Origin of the sequence: Mycobacterium spongiae, assembly GCF_018278905.1 — a bacterium.
GTDB classification, from domain to species: Bacteria; Actinomycetota; Actinomycetes; order Mycobacteriales; family Mycobacteriaceae; genus Mycobacterium; species Mycobacterium spongiae.
On the sequence record NZ_CP046600.1, the window covers coordinates 5250010 to 5261038 of the forward strand.

General features: G+C 65.5%; 11 protein-coding genes. 8 read left to right on the forward strand and 3 right to left on the reverse strand.

Annotated elements, in window-relative coordinates:
- Window positions 1-691: 691 nt before the first annotated feature.
- Entirely contained in the window at window positions 692-910 is a 219-nt protein-coding gene (locus tag F6B93_RS21215; protein WP_211696835.1) for a hypothetical protein, read from the forward strand.
- A gap of 138 nt (window positions 911-1048) precedes the next feature.
- Here F6B93_RS21215 and F6B93_RS21220 read toward each other — a convergent pair whose 3' ends face one another.
- Entirely contained in the window at window positions 1049-1513 is a 465-nt protein-coding gene (locus tag F6B93_RS21220; RefSeq protein ID WP_211696836.1) for a GatB/YqeY domain-containing protein, read from the reverse strand.
- A 156-nt stretch (window positions 1514-1669) separates the two neighbouring features.
- On the opposite strand from F6B93_RS21220, the gene F6B93_RS21225 reads away from it, so the two are divergent.
- From F6B93_RS21225 to F6B93_RS21245, 5 genes are all read left to right on the forward strand, one after another.
- The gene (locus F6B93_RS21225; RefSeq protein ID WP_211696837.1) at window positions 1670-2944 is read left to right on the forward strand and encodes a DUF7847 domain-containing protein; all 1275 of its coding nucleotides are present in this window, start codon (window positions 1670-1672) and stop codon (window positions 2942-2944) included.
- A 24-nt stretch (window positions 2945-2968) separates the two neighbouring features.
- On the forward strand, window positions 2969-3622 hold the full coding sequence (locus F6B93_RS21230; protein WP_211696838.1) for a DUF4129 domain-containing protein: 654 nt from the start codon (window positions 2969-2971) through the stop codon (window positions 3620-3622).
- Window positions 3604-4773 (forward strand): DUF4350 domain-containing protein, encoded by a 1170-nt coding sequence (locus F6B93_RS21235; RefSeq protein ID WP_425518479.1) that lies wholly within the window; start codon window positions 3604-3606, stop codon window positions 4771-4773. The genes F6B93_RS21230 and F6B93_RS21235 overlap by 19 nt, the downstream gene beginning before the upstream one ends.
- Complete coding sequence (locus tag F6B93_RS21240; protein ID WP_211696840.1) at window positions 4770-5765, forward strand: AAA family ATPase; 996 nt, start codon at window positions 4770-4772, stop codon at window positions 5763-5765. The genes F6B93_RS21235 and F6B93_RS21240 overlap by 4 nt, the downstream gene beginning before the upstream one ends.
- Window positions 5766-5889: 124 nt before the next feature.
- On the forward strand, window positions 5890-7212 hold the full coding sequence (locus F6B93_RS21245; RefSeq protein ID WP_211696841.1) for a DUF58 domain-containing protein: 1323 nt from the start codon (window positions 5890-5892) through the stop codon (window positions 7210-7212).
- 318 nt (window positions 7213-7530) lie between these two features.
- On the opposite strand, the gene F6B93_RS21250 is transcribed toward F6B93_RS21245, so the two are convergent.
- Window positions 7531-8523 carry a stage II sporulation protein M gene (locus F6B93_RS21250; protein ID WP_211696842.1) on the reverse strand — a complete coding sequence of 331 codons (993 nt, stop codon included), beginning with the start codon at window positions 8521-8523 and terminating at the stop codon, window positions 7531-7533.
- 181 nt (window positions 8524-8704) lie between these two features.
- On the opposite strand from F6B93_RS21250, the gene F6B93_RS21255 reads away from it, so the two are divergent.
- Entirely contained in the window at window positions 8705-9688 is a 984-nt protein-coding gene (locus F6B93_RS21255) for an RDD family protein (RefSeq protein ID WP_211696843.1), read from the forward strand.
- Here F6B93_RS21255 and F6B93_RS21260 read toward each other — a convergent pair whose 3' ends face one another.
- Window positions 9689-10081 (reverse strand): hypothetical protein, encoded by a 393-nt coding sequence (locus tag F6B93_RS21260; protein WP_211699656.1) that lies wholly within the window; start codon window positions 10079-10081, stop codon window positions 9689-9691.
- A 203-nt stretch (window positions 10082-10284) separates the two neighbouring features.
- On the opposite strand from F6B93_RS21260, the gene F6B93_RS21265 reads away from it, so the two are divergent.
- Window positions 10285-10995, forward strand: coding sequence for a PadR family transcriptional regulator (locus F6B93_RS21265; RefSeq protein WP_211696844.1), 711 nt, complete (start codon window positions 10285-10287; stop codon window positions 10993-10995).
- The last annotated feature ends 34 nt before the right edge of the window (window positions 10996-11029 follow it).

Genomic DNA, 11029 nt, shown 5'->3' on the forward strand with positions numbered 1-11029 from the left:
CGATGTGCGCCTGCCGGCATGTGACTCAATCCAGCGCTGTCCGCCGTGGAGACCTAGCGGCGATGGCGTGATTCCAAGCCAGTCCGAGCCACGGCATCATGACTGCCACAACCAGTGCTGCGCCCGCGTGCGCTAGGTTTCCGGCCGCCAACAAAATCAGGCCAGCCAGCAGAGCGACCGCCCAGCCTGCCGCAGCAACCAGGCCCGGAACGCTGACACCATTCTCGGTTGACTCGTGAGCGCCGTGCTGCGCAACGCGTGCCTGGCTGCCCACGCTACTTCCGACGTAATACATGCTCACACTCCCAGCGAGAAGGATGTCGGGTCACCTCAGCGGTATGGTGACCACCCTGCGGCGACCGGGATGCGGGACACGGGCGCCGACCGACTCTGCTACTGTATCCTACGGATACTGTTTCTTCATTATTTAATTTGCTCTCGCCGTAGGTCCCAACGACTACGCGGGTCGCCACGATCTCACCACCGCTTCACTTCCGCCGGCATCGACCCGATCGAACAATACGCCCTAGGCATGCTCGACTGCGGTTTCGCCACGCGTGCCGCGCTCGTGCGGCGATTCATTCTCAGTGATCTACGTCCGTCGCCGTGCTCGTCACGCCGGACGGGTCGGGTAACCTGTTTTGCTGAGCGACTGGCCGGTCAGCTCCCACCGGCCTCAGCTGACCTCCTCATGGCCGCGGGTGTGGCGCTGATCGGCAACGGCGGTAGCGGCGGATCTGGCGCAACCTTGGGCAGTACCGGAGTCGGCGGTCCTCGCGCACTTGTTGTCGGCCAGAACGGGAGAAACCGGTTGGCGTGGCCGGGCGAACAGCGTGCAGCGCTCGGCATCTGGGAACGGCGCGACCAGGTTGGCTGCATCGCGACTCGGCGAGCGACCGGTCAGCAGTGATCGGCCCACCGTTCGGCCGAAAAACCTCGGGCGCACAGAATCTTTGGAGATTGCCGGCACCGGCCCCTGATCTAGGCCCAGTCGAGTCGTACTGACCCGGCACCTGCGCGTCCGAGGGAAAGCGGGCTTGTGGCAGGACTAGAGCCGCTCTTTGACAGCCGTGGACAGCCGTGCTCCGTCCGCTTTTCCGGCCGCAATCACGGTGGCCGCCTTCATAACCAGACCCATCTGCTTCATGTTGGGCCGATGCCCGAGTTGTTCGGCGACCTCGGCGATGGCGGTGTCGGCGACGTCGGCCAGCTCTGCCTCGGTGAGGGGCGTCGGCAGATACTCGTCGATGATCCGTGCCTCGGCATGCTCGTTCGCGGCTAGCTCACCGCGCCCGTTTTGAGTGTAGATCTCTGCCGCCTCACCACGCTTCCGCGATTCCCTGGCCAGCACCTTGATCACAGCGTCGTCGGAAAGCTCTCGTGCCTCCTTGCCGGAGACTTCCTCGGTCTGGATCGCTGCGAGCACCATGCGAAGGGTCGCAGTGCGCAACTTGTCCTGTGTCTTCATCGCCTGAGTCAGATCCGACCGAAGCCGGGATTTGAGTTCCGCCATGACTGAGACGCTACGCGTGGGACCCACAAACGCTGACGAGCAGTCAGGACACGCCGAGACCCAACCCGGATGCCCGCGCGGAGCATCCGGATTGTGAAATGGCCCGACCGTCGACAGGATGGAGGCCATGACGAATGACGACGGCCGCCCCCCACGGTGAGCCCGCAGCCGCCCGGTTCTCCGGCTGACCCACCGCCGAGGCCGCACGGGTATTCGCCGCAGCGATATCACCCACTTGGTTTTAATGCGCCGCCCGGTAGCGGCCCGCCGCAGGGGTATGAAGCCCCGCCCGGCCACGTTCCCCCGCCCGGTTACGCGGCACCGCCGGGTCACGTTCCGCCGCCCGGTTACGCAGTGCCGCCGGGCTACGTTTCGCAACCGAATTATCGTCCCCAGGGTTATGGGCCGCCGGGCTACGGGCCGCAGCGGACCCCCCAGTACGGTCCACCTCTAGACCCGGGAGCGGTTAAACCCGGGATAATCCCACTGCGCCCCCTGACCCTAAGCGACATCTTCAACGGCGCCGTCGGCTACATCCGAGCCAACCCGAAACCGACTCTGGGATTGACCGCGGCAGTGGTCATCATCATGCAGATCGTCACGTTGTTTGCCGCGCTCGGACCGTTGGCTGCCTACGGCAATATGGCCGCCGACCCGCCCGAGGAGTTGACTGAGGGTGTCGTAGGCGCGTGGGCGGCGACTGCCGGCGTCGGCCTGCTCGTCACCTGGCTGGGCGGCGTGCTGCTCAGCGGAATGCTCACCGTCGTTATTGGCCGCGCGGTGTTTGGCGCGCCGATCACCATCGGCGAAGCGTGGGCCAAGGTCCGCGGTCGCCTGCTGGCGTTGCTCGGCTTGGCGCTGCTGGAAGTCACCGGGATGGTGGCGCTTGTCGGGCTGGTGGTGGTGATCCTGGCCGCGGTCGCGACAGCGATCAACGGTGCGGCGGCGATCCTCGTGGCATTTCCGCTGGTGCTCGTGGTGATGGTGGTGTTGGCGTACCTCTACACCGTGCTGTTATTCGCGCCCGTGCTGATCGTGCTGGAGAAGCTATCGATCGTCGATGCGATCGCTAGATCGTTTGCGCTGGTTCGCAACGGATTCTGGCGGGTCTTTGGCATCCGGCTGCTGACCGCAATCGTGGTGGGCTTCATCGGCACAGCCATCTCGGCGCCATTCAGCATCGTCGGCCAGGCTCTCATGGCCGCCGCGGGTTCCACGACGATGTTGCTGGTCGGCACCACACTTGCGGCCGTCGGCGGCGGGATCAGCGAGATCATCACGGCACCGTTCAGCGCTGGGGTTGTGGTGCTGCTGTATACAGACCGACGCATTCGCGCGGAGGCTTTCGACCTGGTATTGCAAACAGGAGCCGCTGGCAGCCCCGCCGCAGTGGAATCCACCGACAACCTCTGGCTCACACGGCCGTTCTAAGGGACTAGCGAGGACCAACACAGCGTGCCAGCCATAGACATCGACCGCGATGCCGCGCACCAAGCCGCACAGCGTGAGCTCGAAAAGCCAATCTACCCAAAGGATTCCTTGACGACGCAATTCGTTGATTGGCTCAACGAGCTGATGTACCGGCTGTTGGAGAAAAGCTCGACGGTACCGGGCGGATGGTTCACCATTACCGTCCTGGCCATCCTCCTGGCGATCGCGGTGGCAGTTGCTATCCACATCGCTCGTCGCACCATCCGCACCAATCGCCGCAGCGACTACCGGCTGTTCGACGCCGGGCAACTAACCGCAGCGCAATATCGAGCAACGGCTGAAAGGTATGCAGCCGAGGGTAATTGGAGTGCGGCGATCCGGCACCGACTACGCGCGGTCGCCCGCGAACTAGAAGAGTCTGGCGTGCTCAACCCCACTCCCGGCCGCACAGCCAATGAATTGGCTAGCGACGCGAGCGTGCCCCTTCCGCACCTGGCGGGGGAATTGACTCAGGCAGCAACGGCATTCAACGACGTCACCTATGGGGAGCTGCCGGGAACCCAAGGCGCCTACCGGTTGATCGCCGACCTCGATGATCACCTGCGATCACGGTCATCGACTCCCGCGTCCGCAACGCAGCCGCAGGCCGCGTTCGTCCCGTGGGCGGCGGTCCGGTGAATGCCCCGCGTTCCGGAACCGACCCTCAGTCGCGGAGGACTATCTCCCGGCGACGAACGTCGTGGCGCGCGGTCTTGCTCACGCTCGGCGCACTGACTGTCGTTGCCGCGATTGGCGCCTACCTGACCGCACCGCGGCCGGGCGGCACCATGGACCCCGAGTCCACGAGTTCGTCGGGCGGACACGCGCTGGCGACACTGCTTCGCGAACAAGGCGTCGAGGTTGTGGTCGCCGATAGCACCTCCGATGTCGAGACCGCGGCACGTCCCGACTCGCTGTTGCTGGTGGCGCAGACTGAATATCTGGTCGATAGCGCACAACTGGATCGTCTGGCGGCAGCTCCCGGTGACCTCTTGCTGGTGGAACCTACATCGCGCACCCGGGCGGCGTTGGCGCCGCAGTTGCATGTCGGGGCAGCCAGCCCATTCAACAGCGAACCGAATTGCCCTTTGCGGGAGGCGAATCGAGCCGGTTCGGTGCAGTTCGGCCCAAGCAATAGCTACGTGGCCCGCGGCGATCTGGTGATCACCAGCTGTTACGACGGGGCGCTAGTTCGTTTTCGGAGCGGCGGCCGGACCATCACCGTGGTCGGCAGTGGCAGCTTCATGACCAACGGAAGCCTGCTTCGAGCCGGCAACGCCGCGCTGGCAATGAACCTTGCCGGTGACCGGCCTCGGCTCGTCTGGTACGCACCAGACCACATTGAGGGCGAAAAGTCCTCTCCGACATCTATTTCCGATCTGGTTCCCGACAACGTGAACTGGGTCTTCTGGCAGCTGTGGCTGGTGGTGCTCCTAGTCGCGCTATGGAAGGGCCGCCGGCTCGGGCCACTGGTGGCCGAGGAGTTGCCCGTCGTAGTCCGCGCATCGGAGACCGTAGAGGGCCGGGGCCGACTGTACCGATCCCGACGTGCCCGCGATCGCGCCGCGGCAGCCTTGCGCACGGCGACGCTACAGCGCTTAGCGCCGCGGCTCGGCCTTGGCCCCAACCCGCCGTCGGCGGGGGTAGTGACGACTGTGTCCGAGCGCAGCGGGGCCGACCCGGAATTTGTTTCCTACCACCTATTCGGCCCCCCACCGGCTAGTGACACTGAGCTGCTACAACTTGCTCGTGTGCTCGACGACATCGAAAGGCAGGCCACGCACCCGTGACGCAGTCCCCTACCAACCCGCAAGCCCCGCCGGCCCAAACCCCGACCGCAGAATCAGCACGTGATGCATTGCTGGCGTTACGCGCCGAGATCGCCAAGGCCGTCGTTGGGCAGGACGGGGTCGTCAGCGGCCTGGTAATCGCGCTGCTGTGTCGCGGCCACGTACTCCTGGAAGGTGTTCCCGGAGTGGCGAAAACATTGATGGTCCGTGCCATGGCCGCTGCCTTGCAGCTGGAGTTCAAGAGGGTGCAGTTCACTCCCGATCTGATGCCGGGCGACGTCACCGGGTCGCTGGTCTACGACGCGCGTACCGCGGCATTTGTGTTCCGCCCGGGTCCGGTCTTCACCAACCTTCTTCTGGCCGACGAGATCAACCGGACCCCACCCAAGACCCAGGCTGCATTGTTAGAGGCCATGGAGGAACGCCAAGTAAGCGTGGAAGGCGAACCCAAGGCGCTCCCCGACCCGTTCATCGTGGCTGCTACTCAGAACCCGATCGAATACGAGGGCACTTATCAGTTGCCGGAAGCGCAACTCGACCGTTTCCTGCTCAAATTGAACGTGACCCTGCCAGCGCGCGACGCCGAGATCGCGATACTTGGCAGACACGCGCACGGCTTCGATCCCCGCGATCTATCCACAATTGACCGCGTGGCCGGACCCGCCGACCTTGCGGCCGGCCGCGAGGCGGTGCGACAGGTGTTGATCGCCGACGAGGTGCTCGGTTACATCGTCGACGTCGTCGGGGCCACCCGCGCCTCTCCCGCGCTGCAGCTGGGCGTATCACCACGGGGGGCAACGGCCCTGCTGGGTACTGCTCGGTCTTGGGCGTGGCTGTCCGGGCGCAATTACGTCACTCCGGACGATGTGAAGGCCATGGCGCGCCCGACACTGCGCCACCGGGTGCTGCTGCGCCCAGAAGCCGAGCTCGAAGGCGCAACCCCCGACGGAATTCTCGACGGGATCTTGGCCTCGGTTCCGGTGCCCCGCTAGTGATCTGCGCCGACGACAATGCGGTAGGCGCACCAGCCGGCTGGCGGAGACGACGCGATGGCCGGGTACCGCGCACGGGCGCGACAGTGGGGATACCACCCGCGGGCGGCAGCGAGCGACGCCGATGACTCTCACCGGCCGCGCGGGCTTGCTGGCGTTGATCTGCGTTGTCCCGATCGCGCTGTCGCCCTGGCCAGCAAAGTCATTCGGCATGCTGATGGTGACGCTGACCGTCGCGGTGGTCGTTGACGTGGTGCTAGCGGCTAGCCCCAACCGGTTGCGCTACAACCGCCTACCAGACTGCTCGGCCCGGCTTGGCCAGCAAGTGGAGGCCGTCTTGCTGATCCACAACGATGGTCGCCGCCGGTTCCGCGGCCAAATACGCGATGCCTGGCCACCCAGCGCGCGTGCCGAGCCCCGCACACACGCGGTTAGCCTCCCGGCCGGGCAACCGCATCAAGTGTCTACGGCGCTGCGCCCAATCCGCCGCGGCGATCAGCGCTCTGCCGCCGTGACCGCTCGATCGACCGGGCCGCTGGGATTGGCGGGGCGACAACGTTCCACGTTGGTGCCCGCCCAGGTTCGGGTGCTGCCGCCATTTCTGTCCCGTAAGCACCTGCCCTCGCGGCTGGCGAAACTACGCGAGATCGACGGGCTATTGCCCACCCTGATACGCGGGCAAGGCACTGAATTCGATTCGCTGCGCGAGTACGTCGTGGGCGACGACGTCCGCTCAATCGACTGGCGGGCAACTGCGCGGCGCGCCGACGTCGTGGTCCGCACATGGCGACCTGAACGCGACCGCCGAGTCGTCATCGTGCTCGACACTGGGCGCATGGCCGCAGGTCGCGTCGGTGTCGACCCGACTGCGGCCGACCCCGCCGGGTGGCCTCGGCTGGATTGGGCGATGGACGCCGCGCTGCTGTTGGCGGCACTGGCCTCGCGGGCTGGCGATCATGTCGACTTTCTCGCCCACGACCGGGTTAGCCGGGCTGCCGTATTCGGCGCGTCGCGCACCGAACTGCTCGCTCAGCTCGTGGACGCGATGGCACCGCTACAGCCAGCACTTGTCGAGTCCGACTGGCGGGCGATGGTCGCAACGATTGCTCGTCGCACCCGCAGGCGGTCATTGGTGGTCCTGCTCACTGACCTGAACGCGACCGCGCTGGACGAGGGCCTGCTCCCGGTGCTACCGCAGTTGTCGGTCAAACACCATGTGTTGATCGCCGCAGTCGCCGACCCCCGCGTTGACCAGCTGGCCGCCGGGCGTTCCGACGCGGCCGCGGTGTACGACGCAGCGGCTGCCGAACGCGCTCGCAATGATCGGGGCGCGATCGCGTCGCGCCTGCGCCGCAGTGGGGTCGAGGTCGTCGATGCGCCTCCTACCGAAGTAGCGCCGGCGCTTGCGGATAGCTACCTGGCAATGAAAGCGACGGGCCGGCTCTAGCTCAGCGACGATGCAGGCCGCGCAGCGGCCTGAGAAGGAGCGAGCAATCCAACACAAGCTCAGCGACGATGCAGGCCGCGCAGCGGCCTGAGAAGGAGCGAGCAATCCAACACAAGCTCGGCGACGATGCAGGCCGCGCAGCGGCCTGAGAAGGAGCGAGCAATCCAACACAAGCTCAGCGACGATGCAGGCCGCGCAGCGGCCTGAGAAGGAGCGAGCAATCCAACACAAGCTCGGCGACGATGCAGGCCGCGCAGCGGCCTGAGAAGGAGCGAGCAATCCAACACAAGCTCGGCGACGATGCAGGTGCGGGGAGGTTCAGCCGGTCGGTATCACGTCGGGCGCGTCCTCGATATCGCCGGTCTCCCCGGCTTTCGCCGCGCGACGCCCGAAGTACGCGACGTAGGACAAGAACACCAACTCGGCAATGACGCCGATGGCGATCCGAACGAACGTCGGCAACGGTGACGGCGTCACCAGCGCTTCGAGCAAGCCCGATACGAGCAAGACGCCCACGAGGCCCACGGCCACCGCCACAACGCCACGACCTTGCTCTGCAAGAACCTGCCCACGCGGCCGGTCTCCCGGCGCTATCACCGACCACCCCAGGCGCATCCCAACCGCGCCGGCCAAAAAAACCGCCGTGAGCTCCAACAGCCCGTGCGGAATCAGCAGGCCCAGCAGCAGCCCGCCCTTGCCAGCCGGGAACATCAGACCGGCGATCAGCCCCAGGTTGGCCGCATTTTGAAGCAGCAGAAACGGGATGGGCAGACCCAGTAAGACGGCGAACGCGATGCACCTGGCGGCCAACCAGGAATTGTTCAGCCATACATGGAGGGCGAACGCCGCAGCCGGGTGCTCGCTGTAATACGACTCGACGTCGTGATTCACCAGTTCGTCTATTTCACTTGGCGTCCCGACCGCGTACTGCACCTCCGGATTGCCGGCAACCCAAAAGGCTAGGACTGCAACGACGACTAAGAACGCCACACCGGTCGCCAGCCACCACCGCCAGGTGCGGTAGGCAACCACGGGGAAGGAAACTGTCCAGAAACGAATGAAGGTGCTGGTCATCGGGGCATGCGCACCCGTGACCGCGGAACGGGCGCGCGCGACCAGACTCGAAAGCCGCCCAGTCACCAGTGAATCCGACGACGCCGATCGCAGCATCGACAAATGGGTAGACGCGCGCTGGTAGAGCTCAACGAGTTCATCCACTTCGGCACCGGTCAGGGAACGGCGCTTCTTGATCAATTGGTCAAGCCGATCCCACGTGCCACGGTGGGTCAGCAAGAACGCGTCGACGTCCACCCGCGCAGCCTAATGCCGATCGCAAGCTCGGCGAAGCCGAGTGCAGCGGGTCGGCATCATCAACGCCCGCCGATCGCAAGCTCAGCCAAGCCGAGCGCAGCGGGTCGGCATCATCAACGCCCGCCGATCGCAAGCTCGGCAAGCCGAGGCGCCCGCCGCAAAGCAGGTACCGTTCCGTGGTATGTCGGAGGTGGTGACCGGCGACGCCGTCGTTCTCGATGTACAGATCGCTCAGTTGCCGGTTCGCGCAGTAAGCGCGGTGATCGACATCATCGTCATACTCATTGCCTACATGCTCGGGTTGATGCTGTGGGCGGCCACGCTGACCGAGTTCGACGAGGCATGGACCACCGCGTTCCTGATCATCTTCACGGTGCTGGCGATGGTCGGCTATCCCTTGGCTTTCGAAACGGCCACGCGGGGAAGGTCGGTAGGCAAGATCGTGATGGGCCTACGCGTGGTGTCCGACGACGGCGGCCCAGAGCGCTTCCGGCAAGCTCTGTTTCGAGCACTGACATCGGTCGTAGAGATCTGGATGCTGCTGGGGAGCCCCGCCGTGATCTGCAGCATGTTCTCACCGAAGGCCAAACGCGTCGGCGATATCTTTGCTGGCACTGTGGTCGTGAGCGAAAGGGGTCCGCGGCTAGGTCCACCGCCTGCAATGCCGCCGTCACTGGCCTGGTGGGCGTCATCGCTGCAATTGTCCGGGCTTACCCCAGGCCAGGCCGAGGTAGCCCGTCAATTCCTCTCCCGGGCAACGCAACTCGATCACCAACTACGAGACCAGATGGCTTATCGAATCGCCAACGACGTGCTGTCGCACATCGCCCCGCCCCCGCCGCCCGGCGTCCCGCCGCAGCTGGTCCTTGCCGCAGTCCTCGCCGAACGACACCGACGCGAACTGGCACGATTACTCCCCACGATGCCCCAGCCTGGCCAAGCGGTGGGACCAGCGCCATGGCCTGCACCAGGGCCAGGGGCGCCCCCCGGACCGGTTCCGTGGCCCTCACCGCATCCGCATCCGCATCCGCAGGGATGGTGGCCAGGGCCGTGGCCACCCTCGCAGCCGGCGATCCCGTGGCCGGAGCCCGATTCGCCCGCTGCACAGCAGGCTCCCCGGCGGCAACAGCGGCCGGACGCCGGTGGGTTCGCACCGCCTCGCTAACTACCGCGCAACCGTAACCGCCAGAAGGGCAACATCGGCGACCAACAGCGCCCACCCGAAGAGTGGAACAGCGATACCGCCTCGGCGTTTCGCGCTAAAAACCGACACCAACATGACCACCAACGCGACCGCGGGCGCACCGTAGAACAGCACCCCGAAATCAATCCCCCCCACGCCCAGGTTTGAGCATTGGCGGCCACTACAGGCCTCTGTGCTCATCAACGCGCCAAGGGCAAAGAGCATCACGATGGCGGCACCCGGCACCGTCGACAGCGCGAGCACCCAATTGACGCGTGAACGACCCTTCCGGCCGCTAACCCTTCCGAAGGGCGTCGGCTCAGTCGCGCCAGCGGAACCGGTTTCGATCGTCAGATTGCGATTCCTTCCGTTCATCACTCCCGTGCTACCTGGTCGCAACTGGCTGCGCAAACTGGCGGTGCCTTTCAGGCGCAAAGCCGCCGGTAGACGGTTTGGTCACGGATCGATCTCACCGTTGCATCGCGTTAGTTTCCGATATATCGTGATATTCAACGATACTCTGAGACGAGCGCCTGAGTGACCCTCTGGCGCCTCGCTACCGACACAAGGAGAGGGACATGAGCAACTCATTCATACCCCCTACCGGTACATTTGCCGCGCGGCCAGGGTTCGGCTTCGGGCCGGGCTCCGCACTGGGGGGACCACTTGCTCGCCGGGGACGGCGCGCCCTGCACGGCGTGAAGCACGACGCTGGGCGGGAGTTCTTCGACAACGTCCGCGACCACGCAGCCGACCAGAACGGACACTGGGGTCTCGGCCCGGGATTCACATTCGGATTCGGCGGCCCCGGTTTCGGCGGCGGCCCGCGCGCCGGCTCACGCCGGGGTGGTCGTGGTCGGCGCGGTGATGTTCGCGCGGCCATTCTGGTGCTGCTGGCCGAGCACCCGATGCATGGCTACGAGATGATCCAGCAGATCGCCGAACGCAGCAACGGAATCTGGCGGCCCAGCCCCGGGTCGGTGTACCCAACGCTACAGCTGCTCGATGATGAGGGTCTCATTGCCGCCAGCGAAACCGACGGCAGCAAAAAGCTTTTCGAGCTGACCGACGACGGTCGCACCGCAGCGGAAAAGATCGGAACCCCACCGTGGGAGGAGATCGCCCGAGGCGTCGAACCCGGCCACATCAACCTGCGGACAGCTATGCGCCAACTCGTCGGCGCAGTGGCGCAATCTGCGCACGCCGCCAGCGCCGAACAGCAGCAACGCATCGTTGACATCATCAATACCGCGCGCCGGGAGATCTACGGCATCCTCGGCGAGGACTAAGCGCCGTTCCGCGAGCGTGCGCAAACGCGCAGCG

Excerpts from the sequence above, each read along its gene's own strand:
- F6B93_RS21215 (WP_211696835.1), top strand. The coding sequence starts at position 692 with ATGGCCGCGGGTGTGGCGCTGATCGGCAACGGCGGTAGCGGCGGATCT.
- F6B93_RS21220 (WP_211696836.1), bottom strand. The coding sequence starts at position 1,513 with ATGGCGGAACTCAAATCCCGGCTTCGGTCGGATCTGACTCAGGCGATG.
- F6B93_RS21245 (WP_211696841.1), top strand. The coding sequence starts at position 5,890 with ATGACTCTCACCGGCCGCGCGGGCTTGCTGGCGTTGATCTGCGTTGTC.
- F6B93_RS21255 (WP_211696843.1), top strand. The coding sequence starts at position 8,705 with ATGTCGGAGGTGGTGACCGGCGACGCCGTCGTTCTCGATGTACAGATC.
- F6B93_RS21260 (WP_211699656.1), bottom strand. The coding sequence starts at position 10,081 with ATGAACGGAAGGAATCGCAATCTGACGATCGAAACCGGTTCCGCTGGC.
- F6B93_RS21265 (WP_211696844.1), top strand. The coding sequence starts at position 10,285 with ATGAGCAACTCATTCATACCCCCTACCGGTACATTTGCCGCGCGGCCA.